This window comes from Mycobacterium sp. (assembly GCF_035623875.1).
In the GTDB taxonomy this organism is placed as follows: Bacteria; Actinomycetota; Actinomycetes; order Mycobacteriales; family Mycobacteriaceae; genus Mycobacterium.
This window is the reverse complement of the sequence record NZ_DASPSP010000231.1, coordinates 1-22799: the sequence shown is the minus strand read 5'-3', so window position 1 is coordinate 22799 and position 22799 is coordinate 1. Positions and strand designations below refer to the sequence as shown.

Annotated in this window: 23 protein-coding genes and 2 pseudogenes; 16 read left to right on the top strand and 9 right to left on the bottom strand. The window is 65.9% G+C overall.

Annotation, left to right across the window (positions count from 1 at the left end; genetic code table 11):
- Positions 1 to 49: 49 nt before the first annotated feature.
- Positions 50 to 868, top strand: coding sequence for an enoyl-CoA hydratase/isomerase family protein (locus VEI45_RS18935; RefSeq protein ID WP_324855974.1), 819 nt, complete (start codon positions 50 to 52; stop codon positions 866 to 868).
- Between the two features lie 3 nt (positions 869 to 871).
- On the opposite strand, the gene VEI45_RS18930 is transcribed toward VEI45_RS18935, so the two are convergent.
- Entirely contained in the window at positions 872 to 1738 is an 867-nt protein-coding gene (locus tag VEI45_RS18930) for a TIGR03619 family F420-dependent LLM class oxidoreductase (RefSeq protein ID WP_324855972.1), read from the bottom strand.
- A gap of 219 nt (positions 1739 to 1957) precedes the next feature.
- Here VEI45_RS18930 and VEI45_RS18925 point away from each other — a divergent pair, with 219 nt between their 5' ends.
- A complete protein-coding gene (locus VEI45_RS18925) occupies positions 1958 to 2659 on the top strand; it encodes a GAF and ANTAR domain-containing protein (protein WP_324855970.1) in 702 nt (233 codons plus the stop codon).
- A gap of 23 nt (positions 2660 to 2682) precedes the next feature.
- Here VEI45_RS18925 and VEI45_RS18920 read toward each other — a convergent pair.
- A pseudogene (locus tag VEI45_RS18920) lies at positions 2683 to 2817 on the bottom strand (sulfate transporter); the annotation flags it as partial.
- 135 nt (positions 2818 to 2952) lie between these two features.
- On the bottom strand, positions 2953 to 3294 hold the full coding sequence (locus VEI45_RS18915) for a DUF4873 domain-containing protein (protein ID WP_324855968.1): 342 nt from the start codon (positions 3292 to 3294) through the stop codon (positions 2953 to 2955).
- A gap of 286 nt (positions 3295 to 3580) precedes the next feature.
- Here VEI45_RS18915 and cobF point away from each other — a divergent pair, with 286 nt between their 5' ends.
- The 5 genes and pseudogenes from cobF (at position 3581) to VEI45_RS18890 (ending at position 6378) form a co-directional block, all read left to right on the top strand.
- The gene (cobF, locus tag VEI45_RS18910) at positions 3581 to 4327 is read left to right on the top strand and encodes a precorrin-6A synthase (deacetylating) (protein WP_324855966.1); all 747 of its coding nucleotides are present in this window, start codon (positions 3581 to 3583) and stop codon (positions 4325 to 4327) included.
- A gap of 9 nt (positions 4328 to 4336) precedes the next feature.
- Positions 4337 to 4738 carry a phage holin family protein gene (locus VEI45_RS18905; RefSeq protein ID WP_324855965.1) on the top strand — a complete coding sequence of 134 codons (402 nt, stop codon included), beginning with the start codon at positions 4337 to 4339 and terminating at the stop codon, positions 4736 to 4738.
- 16 nt (positions 4739 to 4754) lie between these two features.
- Positions 4755 to 4997 (top strand): annotated as a pseudogene (locus VEI45_RS18900) (DNA-formamidopyrimidine glycosylase family protein); the annotation flags it as partial.
- A gap of 147 nt (positions 4998 to 5144) precedes the next feature.
- Entirely contained in the window at positions 5145 to 5618 is a 474-nt protein-coding gene (locus tag VEI45_RS18895; RefSeq protein WP_324855992.1) for a zinc finger domain-containing protein, read from the top strand.
- 13 nt (positions 5619 to 5631) lie between these two features.
- Positions 5632 to 6378 (top strand): SDR family oxidoreductase, encoded by a 747-nt coding sequence (locus VEI45_RS18890; RefSeq protein ID WP_324855963.1) that lies wholly within the window; start codon positions 5632 to 5634, stop codon positions 6376 to 6378.
- 8 nt (positions 6379 to 6386) lie between these two features.
- Here the strand turns inward: VEI45_RS18890 and pgi are convergent, their stop codons facing one another.
- Both pgi and VEI45_RS18880 read right to left on the bottom strand, forming a co-directional pair.
- The gene (pgi, locus tag VEI45_RS18885; protein WP_324855960.1) at positions 6387 to 8051 is read right to left on the bottom strand and encodes a glucose-6-phosphate isomerase; all 1665 of its coding nucleotides are present in this window, start codon (positions 8049 to 8051) and stop codon (positions 6387 to 6389) included.
- 70 nt (positions 8052 to 8121) lie between these two features.
- On the bottom strand, positions 8122 to 8436 hold the full coding sequence (locus VEI45_RS18880) for a chorismate mutase (protein WP_324855958.1): 315 nt from the start codon (positions 8434 to 8436) through the stop codon (positions 8122 to 8124).
- A 197-nt stretch (positions 8437 to 8633) separates the two neighbouring features.
- Between VEI45_RS18880 and pcrA the strand changes: the two genes are divergently transcribed.
- Positions 8634 to 10994, top strand: coding sequence for a DNA helicase PcrA (pcrA, locus tag VEI45_RS18875; RefSeq protein WP_324855956.1), 2361 nt, complete (start codon positions 8634 to 8636; stop codon positions 10992 to 10994).
- Between the two features lie 11 nt (positions 10995 to 11005).
- Here the strand turns inward: pcrA and VEI45_RS18870 are convergent, their stop codons facing one another.
- Complete coding sequence (locus VEI45_RS18870; RefSeq protein WP_414687528.1) at positions 11006 to 11620, bottom strand: hypothetical protein; 615 nt, start codon at positions 11618 to 11620, stop codon at positions 11006 to 11008.
- Positions 11621 to 11623: 3 nt separating this feature from the next.
- Positions 11624 to 12667: a M23 family metallopeptidase gene (locus tag VEI45_RS18865; protein ID WP_414687527.1), complete on the bottom strand. Its 1044-nt coding sequence runs from the start codon at positions 12665 to 12667 to the stop codon at positions 11624 to 11626.
- A gap of 255 nt (positions 12668 to 12922) precedes the next feature.
- On the opposite strand from VEI45_RS18865, the gene sucC reads away from it, so the two are divergent.
- The 3 genes from sucC to VEI45_RS18850 are packed head-to-tail and all read left to right on the top strand — an operon-like array spanning position 12923 to position 16541.
- A complete protein-coding gene (sucC, locus tag VEI45_RS18860) occupies positions 12923 to 14086 on the top strand; it encodes an ADP-forming succinate--CoA ligase subunit beta (protein WP_324855954.1) in 1164 nt (387 codons plus the stop codon).
- A gap of 14 nt (positions 14087 to 14100) precedes the next feature.
- A complete protein-coding gene (sucD, locus tag VEI45_RS18855; protein ID WP_324855952.1) occupies positions 14101 to 15003 on the top strand; it encodes a succinate--CoA ligase subunit alpha in 903 nt (300 codons plus the stop codon).
- 8 nt (positions 15004 to 15011) lie between these two features.
- On the top strand, positions 15012 to 16541 hold the full coding sequence (locus VEI45_RS18850; RefSeq protein ID WP_324855950.1) for an acetyl-CoA acetyltransferase: 1530 nt from the start codon (positions 15012 to 15014) through the stop codon (positions 16539 to 16541).
- Here the strand turns inward: VEI45_RS18850 and VEI45_RS18845 are convergent, their stop codons facing one another.
- Both VEI45_RS18845 and VEI45_RS18840 read right to left on the bottom strand, forming a co-directional pair.
- Positions 16542 to 16943, bottom strand: a complete 402-nt coding sequence (locus VEI45_RS18845; RefSeq protein WP_324855948.1) for a hypothetical protein — start codon at positions 16941 to 16943, stop codon at positions 16542 to 16544. It abuts the gene before it with no gap.
- Positions 16944 to 16981: 38 nt separating this feature from the next.
- Entirely contained in the window at positions 16982 to 17830 is an 849-nt protein-coding gene (locus VEI45_RS18840; RefSeq protein WP_324855946.1) for an LLM class F420-dependent oxidoreductase, read from the bottom strand.
- A 118-nt stretch (positions 17831 to 17948) separates the two neighbouring features.
- On the opposite strand from VEI45_RS18840, the gene VEI45_RS18835 reads away from it, so the two are divergent.
- The 5 genes from VEI45_RS18835 (at position 17949) to purH (ending at position 22689) form a co-directional block, all read left to right on the top strand.
- Positions 17949 to 18104, top strand: a complete 156-nt coding sequence (locus VEI45_RS18835; protein WP_324855944.1) for a hypothetical protein — start codon at positions 17949 to 17951, stop codon at positions 18102 to 18104.
- Positions 18101 to 18973 (top strand): DUF5336 domain-containing protein, encoded by an 873-nt coding sequence (locus tag VEI45_RS18830; RefSeq protein ID WP_324855942.1) that lies wholly within the window; start codon positions 18101 to 18103, stop codon positions 18971 to 18973. Before VEI45_RS18835 ends, VEI45_RS18830 begins: the two co-directional genes overlap by 4 nt.
- Positions 18974 to 19045: 72 nt before the next feature.
- Positions 19046 to 20482: a DUF6350 family protein gene (locus VEI45_RS18825; RefSeq protein WP_324855940.1), complete on the top strand. Its 1437-nt coding sequence runs from the start codon at positions 19046 to 19048 to the stop codon at positions 20480 to 20482.
- 9 nt (positions 20483 to 20491) lie between these two features.
- Positions 20492 to 21121: a phosphoribosylglycinamide formyltransferase gene (gene purN / locus VEI45_RS18820; RefSeq protein WP_324855938.1), complete on the top strand. Its 630-nt coding sequence runs from the start codon at positions 20492 to 20494 to the stop codon at positions 21119 to 21121.
- Complete coding sequence (gene purH, locus VEI45_RS18815; protein WP_324855936.1) at positions 21118 to 22689, top strand: bifunctional phosphoribosylaminoimidazolecarboxamide formyltransferase/IMP cyclohydrolase; 1572 nt, start codon at positions 21118 to 21120, stop codon at positions 22687 to 22689. Before purN ends, purH begins: the two co-directional genes overlap by 4 nt.
- Positions 22690 to 22799 lie beyond the last annotated feature (110 nt).

Below are 22799 nucleotides of genomic sequence, written 5' to 3'. Positions count from 1 at the left end.
TCTCCTCCACGGTAGGCGCCGATTCCGGCGTCTCCCCTACGGTTGCTGTATGACTGCTGTGGAATTGGCAACAATCGCGGGCACCGCGGAAAACAAGATTGCTTGCGTCACCTTGAACCGGCCGAGGCGTTTGAACGCCATCGACGGGTCGCTGATCGGCGCCATGGATGATGCATTGGATGTGCTCAGCACCGGCGAGTTCCGGGCGGCGATCCTGACCGGCGCGGGGCGGGGGTTCTGCGCGGGCGCCGACCTCAGCGGCACCGGAGAAGCCTGGACGAAAACTGCGCCGCACAGCCCACCGTTCAAGGTCAGCTACGACGCACAGGTTCGATTGGCCGATCTGTACACCCGGCTCTACGAGCTGCCAATACCGGTGATCGCCGCGGTCAACGGCGCCGCGGTCGGCGGCGGGCTGGCGTTTGCACTGCACTGCGACATCCGGATCGCGTCCGAGCAGGCCCGGTTCGGATCGGTTTTCATCAAGGCGGGGTTCTCGTCGATGGACATGGGCACCAGCTACCTGCTGCCGAAGATCGTCGGAGCCGGGGTGGCGCGGGAGCTGATGCTGACCGGCCGCATCATCGACGCGGACGAGGCGTACCGGATCAGGCTGGTGCACGAGGTGGTGGCGGCGGACGAGCTGATGACGGCCGCGCTGAAGATGGCCCGTTCGATCGTGGCGAACAACGCCTACGGGGTGTGGCAGACGAAGATCGGCCTGAACACCGCGCTCGACGCGCCGAGTCTGCGGCATGCCAAGGAGATCGAGAACCGCACCCAGATCCTGAGCGGCTTCACCAACAACCCGCTGGAGGCCGCGAAGGCCCTTCAGGAGAAGCGGCCTCCGGTGTGGGATCCGCTGTAGCCGTTAGGCTTTGGCGATCACGTTTTCAGCGAACATCTCCAGGTTGCGGATCTTGGTATCCAGTGGTTCGGTGTCCGGCCCCACGATGTAGGGGATCCGGAAGCCCACGATCACGTCGGTAACACCTTTGTCCTCGAGGCGTTTGACTCCGTCGAGGGTGAAGGCGTCCACGGAGATCACGTGAATTTCGAACGGGCCGGTCTTACCCTCTTCCTCCCGAAGCTGCTTGACCCGCCCGATGAGCCGGTCGAGTTCGTGCGCGTCGCCGCCACCGTGCATCCACCCGTCGGCGCGGGCCGCACGCCGCAGCGCGGCATCGGCGTGACCGCCGATCAGGATCGGGATTGGCTCGGTGGGGGCGGGGGTCATTTTCGTCTTCGGTATGTCGTAGAACTCGCCGTGGAACTCGAAGTAATCGCCAGTGGTCAGGCCGCGGATGATTTCGATGCACTCGTCAATCCGCTTGCCACGCTTGGCAAACGGGACGCCCATCAGCTCGTAGTCCTCCGGCCATGGGCTGGTGCCTACACCAAGGCCCACCCGGTTGCCGATCAGCGCCGCAAGCGAACCCGCCTGCTTGGCCACCAGCGCGGGCGGCCGGATCGGCAGCTTGAGGACGAAGAAGTTGAACCGCAGCGTCGACGTCACCGCCCCCAGTGCGGCGGTCAGCACAAACGTCTCGATGAACGCCTTGCCGTCCAGGAATTCGCGGTTGCCGTCGGGCGTGTAGGGGTACTTGGAGTCCGACTCGAATGGATAAGCGACGCTGTCGGGAATCGTCATGCTGGCGTACCCGGCCGCCTCGGCGGCCTTTGCCAGCGGGATGTAGTAGCTGAAGTCGGTCATCGCCTCCGCGTAGCTGAACCGCACCCCGTCTCCTGTCCTCGAATAACCACAAATTCTGAACCAAATACTAGAGCCCGTTACGAGCGGCTAATGACCAGGCGTGACCTCGGCAGGCCGCAACTCGCCGGTACAGAAAGTACCCCACCGAACAGGGCGTCGAGGCTGATCCCAACCGTTGCCGGGTTTGCCAGACGGTAGGAGAATGGCAGCATCGCTAACGGGAAAGCGATCGGAGCGGGAAGCATGGCGGCGGATCGCCGGAGCCGACTCATCCGCGAACTCGCGGAGTTGGTGCAAACCCTGCAGCAGCAACAGCGAGAGACAGATGTCGATGCCGTCCTCCGCGAGTTGACGAAGAGCGCAGTGAAAAGCATGCCCGGTGCGCAATACGCCGGTATCACGATCGCCACCCGCGACGGGAAGGTGCGAACGGCGTCAGCGACGAACTCCTATCCGTTCCTGCTCGATCAAATCCAGCAGCGTCACGATCAGGGGCCGTGCCTGTCGGCGGCGTGGGAGCAGCACGTTGTCCGGATCAACGACCTGACCCTCGACGACCGTTGGCCGGCTTACTGTCGCGAGGCCGTCGAAGCGACCCCGATCCGGTCGGTCCTGTCGTTCCAGTTGTTTGCAGACCACCACAGCATGGGAGCGCTGAGCTTCTATGCCGAACAACCGAATGTATTCGGCGACGAAGCGGCGGAGTTGGGGCTGATCCTGGCCACGCACACCGCATTGGCGTGGAATACGTTGCGGCGCGACGAGCAGTTCCGCAGTGCCCTGGCGTCCCGCGACATCATCGGCCAAGCCAAAGGCATGATCATGGAGCGATTCAAGATCGACGCTGTGCAGGCATTCGAACTGCTGAAGCGGCTTTCGCAGAACTCAAATACGCCGCTCGTGGTGGTGGCCCGCCAGCTCGTCGAGGCCGAACACGCCGACTGATTGCTGATATCGCAGGTGGCGGATCAAAGCTGGTTTTCCGGCCCGACAACCGCCCACACCGTCTTTCCGGACGGCATCGGTGTGCTGCCCCAGGCGCGGCAAACCGACGCGACAATCGCCAGACCGGACACCCAGTCGCCGCCGCGGCGAGGATCCGGCCTGTCGTCCTAGCCATCGGCTCCGGCCCGCTTGGCAGCTACCCTGACCACTACGAGCGGGTTGTTTTCACTGGCATCGCCATCGGCACGATGGGCGCTTACCCGCGCTGGCGAGCGGCAAAACGCAGTCGCGGCTCAAAACTGTGGCGCGGCGCCGACTTCGACGTCTGCCAGCGCGAACGGCGGCGCACCCACGCCGACGATCGAGTACGTGGCCTGCGGAGTTTCTTCGGTGATGCGCGCCGAAACGCTGCGCTCGCCCACCACCGGAGTCACTGTCCGGACTCGGGCCAACGCGTGTACCGGAAATTGGCCGAAAAATGTTCCCTGCCAGTGATACTGGCCGTCAATCGGGTCAATATATCCGGCTAACCGGACACGCGCCTCTCGACAGATGTCGGCCACCCTCACGGTCGCTGGGCGGTCATAAATGTCATCGTGCACGCCGACGCGCGACGCCAAGTCGAATGCCGACACTTTCTAGGCGACGCGACGAGTTACCCACGTGCACACGCTCATTGAACACATGTTGACTACTGTGGCGCACCTCGATGCGAGTGTGCCCTTTCATGAGCTGTAGGCATGCGATGACGTGGCTTGACCGATCCCTTGAGCAGGCGTTCAGAGAACTCTTCACGACTGGGCCCCGTCGGCTTCACCGGAGTGGTCATGGCGCTGATCCTTCGCGGGTCATCGAAAGATGTCGATACCCGCGGTATCGGATACCGGTGGTCCCGGCTGGTTGTGATTAGGCTGTGCGCGCATGGCGACCCGGCACATCCACGTCATCGGCATCGGTGCGGGAGACCCTGAATATGTGACCGTCCAGGCGATCGAGGCGCTCAATCGAACTCAGGTGTTCTTCGCGATGGATAAAGGCGAAGCCAAGAGCGACTTGGTGCGTCTGCGCCGGGAAATCTGCGCGCGATTCATCCGCGAGCCCGGCTACCGATTCGTCGAGCTGCCGGATGCGCCACGGTCGAAGGACGCCGAGTACCGGGCGGCGGTGTCCGACTGGCACGCGGCGCGCGCCCAGATCTGGGCGGAGTCCATCGCGGCTGAACTGGAACCCGGCGGTATGGGTGCCTTCCTGGCCTGGGGAGACCCGTCGCTGTACGACAGCACGCTGCGCATCCTCGATGCCGTCACCGCCGAGCTCGACATCAGCTACGACGTCATCCCGGGTATCACCGCCATCCAGGCGCTGACGGCTCGGCATCGCATCCCGCTCAACGACGTCGGCGAACCTGTGCTGATCACCACCGGTCGCCAGCTTCGAATCCACGGCCTGTCCGGCTCGGCGGTCGTCATGCTCGACGGCGAGTGTTCGTTTCGAAGCTGCCCGCCCGACACCCGGATCTGGTGGGGCGCCTACCTCGGCACCGACGACGAGCTGTTGGTCGCGGGCACGATCGGCGAGGTCGGAGAGCGGATCGCCGCGCTGCGGGCCGATGCCCGTGCTGGTCACGGTTGGATCATGGACACCTATTTGTTGCGATCCGCGGAGTAGGTTCAGCTCATGGGGCCATTTCTCATCCGCGCGGCGTTGACGGGATTCGCCCTCTGGGTGGTCACTCTCGTCGTCCATGGGCTCAGCTTCGTCGGCGGCGACACCAGGCTGCAGAGGGTCGGCATCATCTTCGTCGTCGCGGTGATCTTCGGGCTGGTCAACGCGTTCATCAAACCGATCGTGCAGATCCTGTCGATCCCGCTGTACGTCCTCACGCTGGGCCTGATCCACATCGTCATCAACGCGCTGATGCTGTGGATCACCGCGTGGATCACCGCTCACACCACCCATTGGGGCCTGGCCATCGACCACTTCTGGTGGACCGCGATCTGGGCCGCGATCGTCTTGTCGATCGTCAGCTGGGTGCTGTCGCTGGTGGTCCGCGACGTGCGGCGCACTGCTCGGCGCTGACCGGCACACTGGATGCATGCCTGAACTGCCCGAAGTCGAAGCGCTGGCCGACTACCTGCGCCACCACGCCGTCGGCAGGACCATCGGGCGCGTCGACGTCGTCGCGTTCTCGGTGCTCAAAACCTTCGACCCGCCGATTAACGCGCTGCACGGTTTGACCGTTACCGGCGCCGACCGCTGGGGCAAATATCTCGGTCTACGGGCAGGCGAGCTGATCTTGATCACCCATCTGTCCCGGGCCGGCTGGCTGCGATGGTCGGACACGCTGGCCGCCGCGCCGCTGCGCCCCGGCAAGGGTCCGATTGCACTGCGCGTTCATCTGGGCACTCCGGGTGAGGCGCCGGGCTTCGACCTCACCGAGGCGGGCACCCAGAAGCGGCTGGCGGTCTGGCTCGTCGACGACCCGATGCAGGTGGCCGGCATCGCCGCTCTCGGGCCGGACGCATTGCAACTGTCCGTCGACGACCTGGCCGACCTGCTGGCCGGCAACACCGGCCGGATCAAGTCCGTCATCACCGACCAGAAGGTGATCGCCGGCATCGGCAACGCCTACAGCGACGAGATCTTGCACGTCGCCAAGATTTCGCCGTTCGCCACGGCCGGGAAAATCGCCGACGCACAGCTGAGCTCGTTGCACGACGCGATGGTGTCGGTGCTCACCGACGCCGTGACCCGCTCAGTCGGCCAACAGGCGGCCACGCTGAAAGGCGAGAAGCGCTCCGGTTTGCGGGTACATGCGCGCGCCGGATTGCCGTGTCCAGTGTGCGGAGACACCGTGCGCGAAGTGTCGTTCGCCGACAAGTCATTTCAGTACTGCCCGACCTGTCAGACCGGCGGCAAGGTGCTGGCCGACCGGCGAATGTCGCGTCTGCTCAAGTAGCTATGCTGCGCGGATGACTCGGCAGAAGATCCTTATCACCGGCGCGAGTTCCGGCCTGGGCGCCGGGATGGCCCGCGCGTTCGCCGCCAAGGGGCGTGACCTGGCGCTGTGCGGCCGTCGTACCGACCGCCTCGACGAGCTCAAAACCGAGCTTTCGCAACAATATCCGGGCATCGTGGTGGCCGTCGCCGCATTGGACGTCAACGACCACGAACAGGTGCCGAAAGTATTCGCCGAGTTATCCGACACACTTGGTGGAATCGACCGGGTGATCGTCAACGCCGGTATCGGCAAGGGCGCGCCGCTGGGGTCGGGCAAGCTGTGGGCCAACAAGGCGACCATCGAAACCAACTTGGTGGCTGCGCTGGTTCAGATCGAAACCGCGCTACAGATGTTCAAGCAGCAGGGGTCGGGGCATCTGGTGCTGATCTCTTCGGTGCTCGGCGCCAAGGGCGTGCCCGGCGTCAAAGCCGCCTACGCGGCCAGCAAGGCCGGGGTGCGTTCGCTGGGAGAATCGCTGCGCGCCGAATACGCTAGCGGCCCGATCAAGGTGTCGGTGATCGAGCCCGGGTACATCGAGTCGGAGATGACGGCCAAATCGCAGAGCACAATGTTCATGGTGGACAACGAAACTGGCGTCAAGGCGTTGGTCGCAGCCATCGAGCGCGAGCCGGGCAGGGCCGCGGTGCCGTGGTGGCCGTGGGCGCCGCTGTCCCAACTGCTGCGGCTGCTGCCGCCGCTGGCCAAGCGCTTCGCGTAAGGCGCGGCTCAGCCCGCACGGCCCCTTTCGATGCGGTAGTGGCGCACCAGCGCGTCGGTCGAGCTGTCCGATTGTTTGGCCGGCGCGGCGTCCTCGGTGATCACCGGCAGCAGCGCCTTGGCCTGCGTCTTGCCCAACTCGACGCCCCATTGGTCGAACGAGTCGATGCCCCACACCACGCCCTCGGTGAAGACCTGATGCTCGTACAGGGCGATCAACTGGCCCAGCACCGATGGGGTGAGCCTGGTCGCCAGGATGGATGTGGTCGGTCGATTGCCGGGCATCACCTTGTGCGGCACCACGTCGGCAGGCGTGCCTTCGGCGGCGATCTCCTCGGCCGTCTTGCCGAATGCCAGCACCTGGGTTTGGGCGAAGAAGTTGCTCATCAGCAGGTCGTGCATGCTGCCGGTCCCGTCGGCGGTGGGCAGGTCGTCGGTCGGTTGGCTGAATCCGATGAAGTCAGCCGGCACCAGCCGCGTGCCCTGGTGCAGCAACTGGTAGAAGGCGTGCTGGCCGTTTGTCCCCGGTTCGCCCCAATAGATTTCACCGGTATCGGTGACGACCGGGGTACCGTCGGCGCGGGTTGACTTGCCGTTGGATTCCATCGTCAGCTGCTGCAGATACGCCGCGAACCGTGCCAGGTCGTTGGAGTACGGCAGCACCGCACGTGACTGTGCCCCAAAGAAATTCGAGTACCACAACCCGATCAGCCCGAGCAGCACAGGAGCGTTGGAGTCCAACGGCGCGGTCCGGAAATGCTCGTCGACGAGGTGGAACCCGGACAGGAAGTCCGCGAAAGCCTCACGGCCGATTGCGGCCATCACCGAGAGCCCGATCGCCGAGTCGACCGAATAGCGTCCGCCGACCCAGTCCCAGAACCCGAACATGTTGTGGGTGTCGATGCCGAACTCGTCGACCAGCTTCTTGTTGGTCGAGACGGCAACGAAGTGCTTGGCCACCGCGTCGTCGCCGAGCGCGTCGGTCAGCCAACGCCGAGCCGCGGTGGCGTTGGTGAGCGTCTCCAGCGTCGAGAACGTCTTGGAGGCGACGATGAAAAGTGTTGTGGCCGGGTCTAAGTCGGCTAACGCCGCGATCAGGTCGGCAGGGTCGACATTGGAGACGAACCGCGCCGAGATGCCGGCGTCCGCGTAGTGACGCAACGCCTGGTAGACCATCACCGGTCCGAGGTCCGAGCCGCCGATCCCGATGTTGACGACCGTGCGAATTCGCTTTCCGGTGGCGCCGGTCCACCCGCCGTTGCGCAGCCGGTCGGTGAAGTCGCCCATCGCGTCCAGCACCGCGTGCACGTCCTCGACGACGTTTTGCCCGTCGACGGTCAGCGTCGCGTCCCGCGGCAGCCGCAGTGCGGTGTGCAGCACGGCGCGATTCTCCGAGACGTTGATGTGCACGCCGTCGAACATCTCGTCGCGACGCTGCTCGAGGTGGGCGGTGCGGGCCAGGTCGATCAGCAGCTTCACCGTCTCGCGGGTGATGCGGTGTTTGCTGAAGTCGATGTAAAGGTCGCCGACGGAGACGGTGAACTCGCTGCCGCGGTCAGGATCGTCGGCGAAGAACTGGCGTAGGTGCGTCGTTTTGATCTGCTCGTGATGTCTGTGCAGGGCACTCCAGGCGGGGGCCGCTGAGATATCGGGAATCTGTTCAACCGCAGTCATGGTGTCGACCCTAGTCAGGTTGACCAGGGCGGCGATGACGGCGAGGTGAACGAGGTGCTAACCGACCGGATCAGTGACCGAGTCGGCCGCGGCCCAGTCTCAGCAGCAGCATGGCGAGGTCCTTGCCGTCGGGGCCGAGCTCGCTGTAGCGCTCGATGACCTTCATTTCCCGGCTGTGCACCAAGCGGGTGCCCCCAGAGGCCATCCGGGCTTTGCCGATCGCCTGGGATACCTCGGTACGGCGCTTGACCGCGGCCAGGATCTCGGCGTCGAGCCGGTCGATCTCGTGGCGCAGGTCGTCGATGTCGGTGAGTGGTTCGGTTTCTACAGTCATTGGAAGCTCCGGATTCTCGTTGTGTGGGGGGTGTGGGTCTTGTGGTCTCATCCGGTTTCGGGCCTCACACAAGAGACGAGCCCCGGATCCGGAAGCGGACCACGAGGCTCTGGAAGCAGCTAAGCCACGGGCACCGCTGGCCGGTACCCGTAGAAAAATCGCCGCTGCATGTTGAGCACGAATTGAGTGTGCCATTTGAAGGCCCGCTAACGCAAAGGTGTCGCCGAACGGCGGTAAGTTTGTGGGCAATGAGTGTGTACGTGACCGATGCCCGGCGGGCTCCCGACGCAGATCAACTCCTCGACGGCCTCAACCCGCAACAGCGTCAGGCGGTGCTGCACGAGGGCTCGCCGCTGCTGATCGTCGCGGGCGCGGGCTCCGGCAAGACGGCCGTGCTGACCCGGCGCATCGCTTACCTTCTGGCCGCTCGCGACGTCGGCCCCGGCCAGGTTCTGGCCATCACCTTCACCAACAAGGCCGCCGCGGAGATGCGGGAACGCGTGGTGGCACTAATAGGAGCGCGCGCCGCTCCTTCCATGTGGGTGTCAACGTTTCACTCGACTTGCGTGCGGATTCTGCGCAACCAGGCCTCGCTGATCGCGGGCCTCAACTCCAACTTCTCGATCTACGACGCCGACGATTCGCGGCGCCTGCTCCAGATGATCGCCAAGGACATGGGCCTTGACGTCAAGCGATACTCGCCGCGGCTGTTGGCCAACGGCATCTCGAACCTGAAGAACGAGCTGATCGACCCGCAGCAGGCGATGGCCGACCTGTCCGACCCCGACCACCCTGACCAAGCCGATGACTTGGCGCGCACGGTGGCCGCCGTCTACTCCGAATACCAGCACCGGCTGCGGGCGGCCAACGCACTCGACTTCGACGACCTCATCGGCGAGACGGTCGCGTTGCTACAGGCTTTCCCGCAGATCGCCCAGCATTACCGTCGGCGGTTCCGCCACATCCTGGTCGACGAGTATCAGGACACCAACCATGCGCAGTATGTGCTGGTGCGTGAGCTCGTTGGCCGCGACGCCGGTGACGATCCGGGCGGTGTGCCACAGGCAGAGCTGTGCGTCGTCGGCGACGCCGACCAGTCGATCTATGCGTTCCGCGGCGCCACGATTCGCAACATCGAAGATTTCGAACGCGACTACCCGAACGCCACGACGATTCTGCTCGAGCAGAATTACCGCTCCACGCAGAACATCCTGTCGGCGGCCAACTCGGTGATTTCGCGCAACTCTGGGCGCCGGGAAAAGCGGCTATGGACCGCTGCCGGCGAGGGCGAGCTAATCGTTGGCTACGTCGCCGACAACGAGCACGACGAGGCACGATTCGTCGCCGAGGAAATCGACACGCTGGTCGCCGGTGGCGAGCTCACGTACAACGATGTGGCGGTTTTCTACCGCACCAACAACTCGTCGCGGTCGTTGGAAGAGGTGTTCATCCGCGCCGGTATTCCGTACAAAGTCGTTGGGAGCGTGCGGTTTTACGAGCGCAAGGAGATTCGCGATCTCGTGGCATACCTTCGGGTGCTGGACAACCCGGGCGACGCGGTCAGCCTGCGACGCATCCTCAACACACCGCGGCGCGGCATCGGCGATCGGGCCGAGGCTTGCGTCGCGGTGTACGCCGAGAACACCGGTTCCAGTTTCGCCGACGCGCTCGAGGCCGCCGCCGAAGGCAAGGTGCCGATGCTCAACACCCGGTCGGCCAAGGCGATCGCGGGCTTCGTCGAGATGCTCGACGATCTGCGTGGCCGTCTCGACTCGTCGCAGGGTGACCTCGGAGAGCTGGTCGAGGCGGTGCTGGAGCGCACCGGATACCGCGCGCAGCTGGAATCCTCGTCCGACCCGCAAGACCTGGCCCGGCTGGACAACCTCAACGAACTCGTCAGCGTCGCACACGAATTCGCCACCGACCTGGAGAACGCGGCGGCGCTCGACGAGACACTCGGCACGCCCGACGATGAAGACGTGCCGGACACCGGGATGCTGGCACAATTCCTGGAGCGGGTGTCGCTGGTCGCCGACTCCGACGAAATCCCCGAGCACAGCGCCGGTCTGGTCACGCTGATGACATTGCACACTGCGAAGGGGCTGGAATTTCCGGTGGTTTTCGTGACTGGTTGGGAAGACGGCATGTTCCCGCACATGCGGGCATTGGGTGATGCAGCCGAACTTTCCGAGGAACGGCGACTGGCCTACGTCGGGATCACCCGCGCGCGTCAGCGGCTGTATGTCAGCCGGGCCAAAGTGCGGTCGTCGTGGGGACAGCCAATGCTCAACCCGGAGTCGCGGTTCCTGCGGGAAATCCCGCAGGAACTCATCGACTGGCGGCGCACCGATCCCACCCCGTCGTTCAGCGCGCCGGTCAGCGGCGCCGGGCGATTCGGCTCGCCGCGTCCGTCGCCGGCTCGTGCATCGGCGAGCAAGCGCCCGTTGCTGGTGCTCGCACCCGGTGACCGGGTGACCCACGACAAGTACGGGCTGGGCCGGGTGGAGGAGGTTTCCGGCGTTGGCGAATCAGCGATGTCACTGATCGACTTCGGCAGCTCGGGGCGGGTCAAGCTGATGCACAACCACGCGCCCGTCACCAAGCTTTAGCGCGGCGACGGTCAGTCGTCCAGCAGCCATTCCTTGGTGCGCGGCAGCAGCGCCAGGACCACACTGGAAACCGGCAGCACGGGCAGGGCGTGCACGATCCAGGCGACGCGCGCGCCGGCGATGAACACGCCACCGTAGGTCATTAACGCGATCACGGCGCCGGCCACCAGCAGGTAGCGCCCGAGGGAACGACGCAGCAGTAGCAGGATCACACCGGAGATCGTCGCCAGCGCGAACACCAGCGCGAGGAACGCGACTGCGACGCAGAACAGGCGGTCGGATTTCCACCAGCCCGCGATCAGGTCGGTGGCCACCACCGAAGTCGCCCAGCCGCTGACGATGCTGACGGCGGAAGCGGCCACCGCCGTCGCGCTGCTGGGTCCTCCGGACAGCGTGCTCGCCGGGCCGGGGCGCTGGCTCGGAGCAACGTAGCTGGAAGGCGGTGGTTGCCGCGGAATGTGGGTGGTCCGGGCGTCGTCCACGATCTGCGGCATCGGCGCGGTCGGCGCGCGCCGGATGATGCGCGTCTGGGGAGCGAACTGCGGGCCGTTACCGGCGGGCACGGGTCTGCTTGGCGGCTGAGTGGGCGGGTGATCGCCTGGTGTGGGTTGGTTCGGCTCGGTCACCGGTCAACCGGCGAAAGTGCCGACGGACAGGCCACGTTTGGCCAGCCACGGTACCGGATCGACTCGCTGGGTGCCGCCGAGCAGCACCTCGAAATGCAGATGGGGGCCAGTGGAATTGCCACGGTTGCCCATGGTGGCAATCTGGTCGCCCGCCATCACGCGCTCGCCCACTCTGACCATCGTGGTGTTGACGTGACCGTAGAGCGTCACCGTTCCGTCCGCGTGGCGCAGCTTAACCCACATTCCGTAGCCGGCGGTGGGGCCGGCGTCGATGACAACCCCGTCGGATACCGCCCTGACCGGGGTGCCGATCGAGTTCGCGAGGTCGATACCGGCGTGCAGCACACCCCAGCGGTACCCGAAACCGGAGGTGAATATGCCCTTCGTCGGCATGACGAACAGCGGCTGCTGCAGCCGGGCCTCGCGCTGGGCGCGCTCCTGGGCGAACGCGACGCCCTTGGCCAGCTCCGCGTTGTGCACTGCGACGTTCGCGGCGGGCTGCACGGCGACCAGCTGCATCCCGCGGGCCGAGGTGCTGATGGGCCCGCCGTTCATTGCCGCCGCATCGGCGGCCAGCACCGTCTGGGCCTTGGAGTGATCGGAACTGTGGGTGGCGGAGTGCGCCGCGGCGGCCGCAGCACCGGCGGCCATGGCGCCGATCAACACCCGGCCTCGCGCTGGACCGGCCAGCTGCTTGCGATGCTGTCCGCCACGACCGGTCAGATCCCGATCGTTTCGTCGGCCGCGCAGCTCGTACCGGTACGGGTCGACACGCCGTTGCACGCTCGGTTCGACCTGGCTCGGGCCGGCCAGCGGCAGGACGGTGAGGTTGTCGGTCGCGTCCAAGTCATCGAGCTCGGGCGCGCGGAGAACCTGCGCTTCCTTTTCGAAGGCAGAGTTAACGCTGAAGTCCAGGTCATCGAGGTTGCCGAACTCATTGAACGGGATGATGTCGGTGACTTCGTTGGGGTTGAGTTCCAGCCCGCGGTCGCGCGATTGCCTGGCGCCTCCCGGCGCAGGAGACCGTGCTGGGCTGGGCTGGGTCAACCTGATTGCCCCTCGGAGCGTAACCAAAGCGTTATCTGAACCCTGCGACGTTAACCGCCGAGCGCGCGACCTCGCAAGCCAAGCCGGAAATCCGCCTATGAATGTGATTTGAATCACTTCAGGTGCGGCGGTGAGATCTGCCACATCCACCGATGCCGGCGACGGAACCTCCAGGCCGGGTCGATACAGTTCCCGCAAGCGGGCATCGGAAAACCCCGGCTCGCTTGCCTATAGGCCGACACACAGAAGTGAGCCATGGACCTTTTCGAATACCAAGCGAAAGAGCTGTTCGCCAAGCACAACGTCCCGACGACACCCGGCCGGGTGACCGACAACCCCGAAGGGGCCAAGGCGATCGCTGAGGAGATCGGCCGGCCGGTCATGGTGAAGGCCCAGGTCAAGACCGGTGGCCGGGGCAAGGCAGGCGGCGTGAAGTACGCCGCGACCGCCGAGGACGCCTACACCCACGCGAAGAACATCCTCGGTCTCGACATCAAGGGCCACATCGTCAAGAAGCTGTTGGTGTCCGAGGCCAGCGACATCGCCGAGGAGTACTACATCTCCTTCCTGCTCGACCGGGCCAACCGCACTTACCTGGCCATGTGCTCGGTGGAGGGCGGCGTGGAGATCGAAGAGGTCGCGGCCACCAAACCGGAACGGCTGGCCAAGGTGCCGGTAGATGCGGTCAAGGGGGTTGATCTCGCGTTCGCCCGGTCGATCGCCGAGCAGGGTCACCTGCCGGCCGAGGTGCTCGACTCCGCGGCGGTCACCATCTCGAAGCTTTGGGAGCTGTTCGTCGCCGAGGACGCCACGTTGGTCGAGGTCAACCCGCTGGTGCGGACTCCCGACGACGAGATTCTGGCACTGGACGGGAAGGTCACCCTGGACGCCAACGCCGACTTCCGGCAGCCCGGCCACGCAGAGTTCGAGGACCGCGACGCCACCGACCCGCTCGAGCTCAGAGCCAAGGAGCACGACCTGAACTACGTCAAGCTCGACGGTCAGGTCGGGATCATCGGTAACGGTGCCGGATTGGTGATGTCGACGCTGGACGTGGTGGCCTACGCCGGCGAGAAACACGGCGGGGTCAAGCCCGCCAACTTCCTCGACATCGGCGGCGGCGCCTCGGCCGAGGTGATGGCGGCCGGGCTGGACGTGATTCTCAACGACACTCAAGTGATAAGTGTGTTCGTCAACGTCTTCGGTGGGATCACCTCGTGTGACGCGGTGGCCACCGGGATCGTCAAGGCATTGGAGATCCTGGGCGACGAGGCCAACAAGCCGCTGGTGGTCCGCCTCGACGGCAACAACGTCGAGGAAGGCCGTCGCATCCTCACCGAGGCGAACCACCCACTGGTGACGCTGGTGCCCACGATGGACGAGGCCGCCGACAAGGCCGCCGAACTGGCGAGCGCCTGAAAGGGATATGACCCATGGCTATCTTTCTGACGGCAGAGAACAAGGTCATCGTCCAGGGCATCACCGGTAGCGAGGCCACCGTGCACACCGCTCGAATGCTCAAGGCGGGCACGCACATTGTTGGCGGTGTGAACGCGCGCAAGGCCGGCACCGTAGTCAGGCATGTGGACAAAGAGGGCCAAGGCGTCGAGCTGCCGGTGTTCGGCAGCGTCGCGGAGGCAATCGGAAAGACCGGCGCCGACGTATCGATCATCTTCGTGCCCCCGAAGTTCGCCAAGGACGCCATCATCGAGGCCATCGACGCCGAGATTCCGCTGCTAGTCGTCATCACCGAGGGAATTCCGGTGCAGGACAGCGCATATGCGTGGGCCTACAACGTCGACAAGGGTAAGAAGACCCGCATCATCGGCCCGAACTGTCCCGGCATCATCACTCCGGGCGAGGCGCTGGTCGGCATCACGCCGGCCAATATCACCGGCTCGGGTCCGGTTGGGCTGGTGTCCAAATCCGGCACGCTGACCTACCAAATGATGTACGAGCTACGCGATTTCGGTTTTTCCACGTCGATCGGCATCGGCGGTGACCCGGTGATCGGCACCACCCACATCGACGCGATCGAGGCGTTCGAGAAGGACCCTGACACGAAGCTCATCGTCATGATTGGTGAGATCGGCGGTGACGCCGAGGAGCGCGCGGCCGACTACATCAAGGCCAACGTGTCCAAGCCGGTCGTCGGCTACGTCGCGGGATTCACTGCGCCGGAAGGTAAGACGATGGGCCACGCCGGCGCGATTGTGTCCGGATCGTCGGGCACCGCCGCTGCGAAGAAAGAGGCCCTGGAGGCGGCCGGAGTCAAGGTCGGCAAGACTCCGTCGGAAACCGCTGCGCTTGCGCGGCAGATCCTGCAGAGCCTGTAAGGCGCGACGTGGTCGTCGACGCGCACACTCCGGTGGTGGTCGGTGTTGGGCAGGCCGCAGAACGCATCGACGACGCGTACTACCGCGGAATGTCGGCCGTCGAGCTGGCGGCAGCCGGTGCTCGTGCGGCGCTTGAGGACTGCGGCGCCGACCCCGCCAAGGTTGCCGCGTCGATCGACACCATCGCCGGTGTCAGGCAGTTCGAGATCTCCGGGCCGGCCAAGGCGGTGCTGGGCAAGTCGAACAACTACCCACGGTCGGTGGCCAATCGGATTGGTGCGGACCCGGCCCGGGCCATTCTGGAGGTCGTTGGCGGCCAAGGCCCGCAGCACCTGATCACTGAACTGGCCGGTGCAATCGCCGCCGGACGCTCAGAGGTCGCGTTGGTCTTCGGTTCCGACGCGACCTCGACCAACCGCTACTTCGCCGGGTCCGACAACCGGCCGGACTTCTCCGAGACCGTCGACGGTTCGCTGGAGGACCGCGGCCACGGCCTGGACGGACTTATCAGTCGCTACACGGTCATTCACGGGCTTGTCGACGCGCCGACTCAGTATGGACTGCTGGAGAATGCCCGGCGGGCCGGAACCGGACTCGGGCCCGCCGATTATCTGCGGCGAATGGGCGAACTGTTCGCTCCGTTCACCAAAGTGGCGGCTGAGAACCCGTTCGCCGCCGCGCCGGTCGAACGCAGCGTCGAGGAACTGATCACCGTCACCGAGCGCAACCGGATGATTTCCGAGCCGTACCCGCGGCTGCTGGTGGCCCGTGACCAGGTGAACCAGGGTGCCGCAGCACTGCTGATGTCGGTCGAGGCTGCGCGGAAATTTGGTGTGCCCGAAGACAATTGGGTCTATCTCCACGGGCATGCTGATCTCGAGGAACAGAGTCTGCTGGAGCGGCCAGATCTCGGGCATGCCCCGTCGGCGGTGATGGCGGTGCGTGAAGCGCTGGCGGTCGCCGGCATCGGCATCGACGACATCGCCGCTTTCGATCTGTACAGCTGCTTCCCGGTGCCGGTCTTCAACATCCTCGACGGCACGGGAATCGCTCCGGATGACCCGCGCGGGTTGACCCTGACCGGTGGCCTGCCGTTCTTCGGCGGCGCCGGCAACAACTACTCGATGCACGGTGTCGCCGAAACCGTCGCCAAGTGCCGAAGCGCGCCAGGGGAATTCGGTCTCGTTGGCGCCAACGGCGGCATCTTGAGCAAGTACTCGGTCGGGGTCTATTCGGCCATACCCGCCGATTGGAAACCGGACCGCAGTGCGCAGCTGCAGGAGCAGATCGGGCATGCGCCCACCCAGCCGGTGACCGAGCACGCCGACGGCCCGGGAACCGTCGAGACCTACACGGTCCGGCGTGACGGCGGTCGGCCGACCGGGATCGTCATCGGCCGGCTCGACGCCGACGACAGCCGTTTCCTGGCGACCGCCGAGGACGACGATTTGATCGGGCTGCTCACCGAGGGCGACCCACTGGGGCGGTCGGTCGTCGTGCGCTCGTTCGAGTATGGAAACCGTTGCGCGCTGGGCTGACTAGACGGCGCCCTTGATTGCGGCGACCAACCCCTGGGTGTCCGCGACGGTCACGGTAAGCGCGGAGTGATCACGCAGGCCGATCACGCGGTGGATCCGGGGCTCGAAGTGGATGCATACACCTTCGAAGGCGTTGGTGCCGAAGGTAAGTCCGTCGTCGACCGCCGATAGCCGGGCGCCGACCGCGGTCCACCATCGGTACGGACCGGTGACGTGCGCGTCTTGCACGCGCGACAGCGGCGCGTCGACATGAAACGGCCCGTAGCGGGCGACGAGACGACCGTCGTCGGTCACCGTCACACCCTGGGTGCCGGGCCATGCCCGAAACGGCAACCAGATCGGGGCCAGACGAGGATCGTAGCGATACCGGAAATGCCGGCCTCGGTCATTCTGGTCTGTCACGACGCGCCTTAAGATCACTTGCAGATCGATTTCCTGGCTCACACCAATGCGGCGAGTTTCCCGGCCAATCGTTCCACATATGCGGCGACCTCATCCGCGGACTTGTCGGGCAATCCGAAAAGCACCTCGGTGACCCCCAATTCGGCCCAGCGCGCCAACTTCTCGGGCACCGGCTTGAAGTCCAGCGCCACGATCTGCGGCGCGCCGCCCCGGCCGGCGGCTGCCCACGTGTCCTGCAGCAATTTCACCGGCCCGTCGATGTCGAAGTCGCGGGGAGTGGTGATCCAGCCGTCGGCGCTGCGTGCGATCCACTTGAAGTTCTTCTCGTTGCCGGCGGCGCCTACCAGCACCGGGATATGCGCTTGTATCGGCTTGGGCCACGCCCAGCTCGGCCCGAATTTGACGAATTCGCCGTCGTAGGATGCCTCCTCTTCGGTCCACAACGCCCGCATCGCCTCGAGGTACTCGCGAAGCATGGTGCGGCGACGCCCGGGCGGCACGTCGTGGTCCGCGAGTTCGTCGGTGTTCCAGCCGAACCCGACGCCCAGGCTGACCCGTCCACCGGATAGGTGATCGAGGGTCGCGATAGATTTCGCCAGCGTGATCGGATCATGCTCGACCGGCAACGCCACCGCGGTGGACAACCGCACCCGGGAGGTGACCGCGCACGCCGCACCGAGGCTGACCCACGGGTCCAGTGTGCGCATGTAGCGGTCGTCCGGCAGTGACTCGTCACCCGTCGTCGGGTGGGCCGCCTCGCGCTTGACCGGGATATGGGTGTGTTCGGGTACGTAGAAGGTCTGAAAGCCGTGATTGTCGGCGAGCGTCGCAGCTGCCGCCGGGGTGATACCGCGATCGCTGGTGAACAGCACAAGCCCGTAGTCCATGCAGTGAATTAGAACGTGTTCCAATCTTGCGGGCAAGGGCGGGGGTCACCGCGAAGCCGCGCAAACCGGTCGACATCACGTTGAGGTCAGCGCCGCCTACTGCCCAAGGTGCGCTAGCGTGGGTGATCGGCACGCGTCGCAAACGCCCGCGCTCGTCGTCGCGGCGTTCATACCGCGGTACGAGGTAGCGCTGCGAGCAGCGGCCGCCTGGGAGTACCAGCGCCGCACGACAGTGGCGCCGCAACAGCACTGGAAGGCACAGGAGAAGCCATGACCTACCCGCCCGGCAGTCCCGGATACCCGCCCGCGCAGTCGCCCGGCGCCTACGGGACCTCCTCCACACCGTCGTTCGTGAAATCTGATGACGGTGAAAGCAATCTGAAGCTCTACTTGAACATCGGAGTGGTGGCTCTCGGCTTAGCGATCTACCTGCTGAGTTACGGCCCGATGATCACCCGCGTTCTTCCCAACGGTGACGAACTCGTCGAAAGCGGCAGCACCTTGCCGATTGACCTGGGACTGCTGGCGGGGCTGCTGGCCGGGGTGAGTCTGTTACCCAAGGCGAAGAATTACGCCGCGGTCGTGGCGGCGGTCTCCGCACTGGGCGCGCTACTGCTGATCGAGGACACGATCGGTGCGTCCGGCCGCGGCTGGGCGCTGTGGTTCGCGCTGGGCTGCGGGGTGGTCCAGGCTGTCCTTGCGGTCAGCGCCCTTTTGCTGGATGCGGGCGTCATCACCGCGCCGGCACCACGGCCCAAGTACGACCAGTACGGGCACTACGGGCAGTACGGCGGGTATTACGGTCAGCAGGCTCCCTACCAGCAGTCGCCTCAGCAGTCTGGATACGGGTCTCAGTACGGCGGCTACCCGTCAGGGCCGTCGACCGGCGGCTTCAGCACGGTCGGCCCGCAGTCCGGACCTATCCCGGCTCCGCAATCCGGACAGCCGCACGGACAACAACTGGGATCCCCCACCCCGCCAACAGGTTTCCCCAGCTTCAGCCCGCCGCCGTCCTCCAGCTCTGGCGGCCCGGGACAGGGCAACTCCGCAAACCACGCCGGTTCCGGCCAGGGTCAGCACTCCTACGGCCAGGGTCAGCAGCCGCAGGCGCCTTCGTCGCCGTCGGGCCCGTCACAGACCTAGCCGTGCGCACTCGCGCGCGGCGGGTCGCCGGCCAGGGGGCCTAGTAGGTAACGTGCTCGAAGCGTGACACGGGTGCAGGACAGTCCAGCGGCGGGCGCCCGTCAGGCCCGTGATCTACTGCGGGTCGCTTTCGGCCCCGCTGCGGTCGCGTTGATTGTCATCGCGGCGGTCACGCTGCTGCAATTGCTGATCGCCAACAGCGACATGACCGGCGCGCTGGGTGCGATCGCCAGTATGTGGCTCGGCGTGCATCAGGTGCCGATCTCGATCGGCGGTCGCGAACTGGGCGTGATGCCGCTGCTGCCGGTGCTGCTGATGGTGTGGGGCACCGCACGCACCACCGCGCAGGCCACCCCAGCCACGTCGTCCTGGTTCGTCATCCGCTGGATCGTGGCGTCGGCGCTGGGCGGACCGCTGCTGATCGCCGCCATCGCACTGGCGGTCATCCACGACGCGGCATCGGTGATCACCGAATTGCAGACGCCGAGCGCACTGCGTGCGTTCATGAGCGTGCTGGTAGTCCATGCCATCGGTGCGTCGATCGGCGTGGGGTCTCGGGTCGGCCGCCGGGTTCTGAGGACGTCGCCGCTGCCGGACTGGCTGGCCGATTCGTTACGGGCGGCGACGGCCGGCGTGCTGGCGCTGCTCGGGCTGTCCGGCATGGTCACGGCCGCCTCGCTGGTCGTGCATTGGGGCACGATGCAGGAGCTGTACGCGATCACCAATTCGATTTTCGGCCAGCTCAGCCTGACCGTGCTGTCGGTGCTCTATGCGCCTAACGTCATCGTCGGCACTGCGGCGATTGCAGTGGGATCCAGCGCTCATCTGGGTTTTGCGACCTTCAGCTCGTTCACCGTCTTCGGTGGCGACATTCCCGCGCTGCCGGTGCTGGCCGCGGCGCCCCACCCGCCGCTGGGGCCGGCGTGGGTTGCGCTGCTCATCGTCGGCGCGTCGGCGGGGGTAGCGGTCGGACAACAGTGTGCGCGCCGGCCGCTGCCGATCCTTCCGGCGATGGCCAAGTTATTGGCCGCGGCGTCGATGGCGGCGCTGACGATGGCGCTGCTCGGATACGCCGCCGGCGGGCATTTGGGCAACTTCGGCGACGTCGGCACCGACCAGGGCACCTTAGGGCCCGCGGTGTTTCTCTGGTTCGCCATCGTCGGTGCAATCACCGTGGCGATGGCCGACGGCGTCAGATACCGGCCGAGGAAGCCGAAACCGGCACGCGCTGCGCCGCCTCCGGCAAAGCCGGCCGACGAACCGCTTGTCCCGGCCGACCCGGTCGCTGAAGTCGACCACGATGATCCCGGTGTTGTCGTCCAGGCCGGCGATCAGCCGCCAGCCGCGGATCATCCGCCTCCCGATCCTGATTGCCCGCGTCGCCCCGGCGAGCAGGAGGTGCCCCCACCTCGAGCCGGAGGCCGGCCCGCATCTTCGCCGGACGGCCCGAGTGATGGTCCGCCTCCTCCACGGGCCGCCGACGGCCCGCATCGTCAGCGGACGGATTAGGCTCGCCCTGTGCAGCAACCGTTCCGCGTGCCTCCCAGCGCACCGGCACGATTGGTGGTCTTGGCATCGGGTACTGGTTCGCTGCTGGCGTCCTTGCTGGAGGCCGCCGTCGGTGACTATCCGGCACGGGTGCTCGCCGTCGGCGTGGACCGTGACTGCCGGGCTGTCGAAATCGCCACCGCGGCGTCACTGCCGACTTTCAAAGTGCGACTGGCCGATCACCCCGATCGCGATGCCTGGGACGCCGCGCTCACCGAGGCCGTCGCGGCGCATTCACCCGACCTCATCGTATCCGCTGGCTTTATGAAAATTCTTGGACCGCGGTTTCTTTCGCGGTTTTGCGGGCGTATCCTCAACACCCACCCGACGCTGTTGCCGGCGTTTCCCGGCGTCCACGGGGTGGCCGAAGCTCTGGCCTACGGCGTGAAGGTCACCGGCTGCACGGTGCACCTGGTTGATGCGGGCACCGACACCGGCCCGATACTGGCCCAACAGCCCATCCCGGTGCTCGACGACGACGACGAAGAGACCCTCCACGAGCGCATCAAGGTCACCGAACGGCAGCTGCTGGTGGATGTGGTGGCCGCGGTGGCGGCCGGCGGCGTGACCTGGAACGGACGAAAGGCGACCATCGGATGAGCAGCGAAGACTCGAGAAAGCCGATCCGCCGCGCACTGATCAGCGTGTACGACAAGACCGGGCTCGTCGAGCTCGCGAGCGGCCTGCATGCGGCCGGTGTCGACATCGTCTCGACCGGTTCGACCGCGAAAACCATTGCCGAGAAAGGAATTCCGGTAACTCCGGTGGAGCAGGTGACTGGTTTTCCTGAGGTGCTCGACGGCCGGGTCAAGACATTACATCCGCACGTGCACGCCGGCCTGCTGGCCGACCTGCGCAAGCCAGAGCACGCCGCGGCGCTCGAGCAACTCGGGATCGCGCCGTTCGAGTTGGTGGTGGTCAACCTGTACCCGTTCAGCGAGACGGTGGACTCCGGGGCGGATGTCGACGAATGCGTCGAGCAGATCGACATCGGCGGACCGTCGATGGTGCGGGCGGCCGCGAAGAACCATCCGAGCGTTGCGGTAGTGGTGGACCCGCTGGGCTACCAGGGTGTACTGGCCGCAGTGCAGAGCGGCGGATTCACTCTTGCCGAGCGGAAGAGGCTGGCGTCGTTGGCGTTTCGGCACACCGCCGAGTACGACGTCGCGGTAGCCGGCTGGATGGGCTCGACGCTGGCACCCGAGCAGCCAACGATGGCGTTCCCGGAGTGGTTCGCGGGGGCATGGCACCGCTCGGCACTGCTGCGCTACGGCGAGAATCCGCATCAACAGGCGGCGCTGTACGCCGATGCGGGCGCGTGGCCCGGCCTGGCGCAGGCCGAGCAGTTGCACGGAAAAGAGATGTCGTACAACAACTTCACCGATGCCGACGCGGCCTGGCGGGCAGCCTTCGACCACGAGCAGACCTGCGTGGCAATCGTCAAGCACGCCAACCCATGTGGGATCGCGATCTCGTCGGTGTCGGTCGCCGATGCGCACCGCAAGGCCCATGAATGCGATCCGCTGAGTGCATTCGGCGGAGTGATCGCGGCCAACACCGAGGTCAGCGTCGAAATGGCCAAATACGTGAGCATGATTTTCACCGAGGTGATCGTGGCGCCCGCCTACGCGCCGGGCGCGGTCGACGTGCTGGCAGGCAAGAAGAACATCCGAGTGCTGGTGGCATCCGAGCCGCTGGGTGAGGCTATCGAACGGAGGCAGATCAGCGGCGGCCTGTTGATGCAGGAACGCGATCGCATCGACGCGCACGGCGACAATCCGGCGAACTGGACGCTGGTGGCTGGTGCGGCGGCGTCACCGGTCACACTGGCGGATCTCGCCTTCGCGTGGCGAACCTGCCGGGCGGTCAAATCCAACGCGATCGTCATCGCTGCCGGTGGCGCCACCGTCGGTATCGGTATGGGCCAGGTCAATCGGGTCGACGCGGCGCGGCTGGCGGTGGAGCGCGGCGGTGACCGGGTCCGCGGCGCGGTCGGGGCCTCTGATGCGTTCTTCCCGTTCCCGGACGGCCTGGAGACGCTGGCCGACGGGGGTGTTGTGGCGATCGTGCACCCGGGCGGTTCGGTACGCGACGACGAAGTAACCGCGGCGGCCGAAAAGGCCGGCGTCACGCTGTACCTGACCGGCGCGCGCCACTTCGCGCACTGACCAAGGGGCGCCGAAGGCCGCGAAGGTTAAGCGCTGGCCTCGTCGCGGGCGGTCGTCACGTGGCGGATGAACGCGGCCGATGAGCGTAGGTACGGCCAGCACCGGGCGAA

What these genes read in the sequence shown, in the direction of transcription:
- VEI45_RS18935 (WP_324855974.1), top strand. Translation starts at nt 50, where the DNA reads ATGACTGCTGTGGAATTGGCAACAATCGCGGGCACCGCGGAAAACAAG.
- VEI45_RS18925 (WP_324855970.1), top strand. Translation starts at nt 1,958, where the DNA reads ATGGCGGCGGATCGCCGGAGCCGACTCATCCGCGAACTCGCGGAGTTG.
- cobF (WP_324855966.1), top strand. Translation starts at nt 3,581, where the DNA reads ATGGCGACCCGGCACATCCACGTCATCGGCATCGGTGCGGGAGACCCT.
- VEI45_RS18905 (WP_324855965.1), top strand. Translation starts at nt 4,337, where the DNA reads ATGGGGCCATTTCTCATCCGCGCGGCGTTGACGGGATTCGCCCTCTGG.
- VEI45_RS18895 (WP_324855992.1), top strand. Translation starts at nt 5,145, where the DNA reads ATGCAGGTGGCCGGCATCGCCGCTCTCGGGCCGGACGCATTGCAACTG.
- VEI45_RS18890 (WP_324855963.1), top strand. Translation starts at nt 5,632, where the DNA reads ATGACTCGGCAGAAGATCCTTATCACCGGCGCGAGTTCCGGCCTGGGC.
- pgi (WP_324855960.1), bottom strand. Translation starts at nt 8,051, where the DNA reads ATGACTGCGGTTGAACAGATTCCCGATATCTCAGCGGCCCCCGCCTGG.
- VEI45_RS18880 (WP_324855958.1), bottom strand. Translation starts at nt 8,436, where the DNA reads ATGAGACCACAAGACCCACACCCCCCACACAACGAGAATCCGGAGCTT.
- pcrA (WP_324855956.1), top strand. Translation starts at nt 8,634, where the DNA reads ATGAGTGTGTACGTGACCGATGCCCGGCGGGCTCCCGACGCAGATCAA.
- sucC (WP_324855954.1), top strand. Translation starts at nt 12,923, where the DNA reads ATGGACCTTTTCGAATACCAAGCGAAAGAGCTGTTCGCCAAGCACAAC.
- sucD (WP_324855952.1), top strand. Translation starts at nt 14,101, where the DNA reads ATGGCTATCTTTCTGACGGCAGAGAACAAGGTCATCGTCCAGGGCATC.
- VEI45_RS18840 (WP_324855946.1), bottom strand. Translation starts at nt 17,830, where the DNA reads ATGGACTACGGGCTTGTGCTGTTCACCAGCGATCGCGGTATCACCCCG.
- VEI45_RS18830 (WP_324855942.1), top strand. Translation starts at nt 18,101, where the DNA reads ATGACCTACCCGCCCGGCAGTCCCGGATACCCGCCCGCGCAGTCGCCC.
- purH (WP_324855936.1), top strand. Translation starts at nt 21,118, where the DNA reads ATGAGCAGCGAAGACTCGAGAAAGCCGATCCGCCGCGCACTGATCAGC.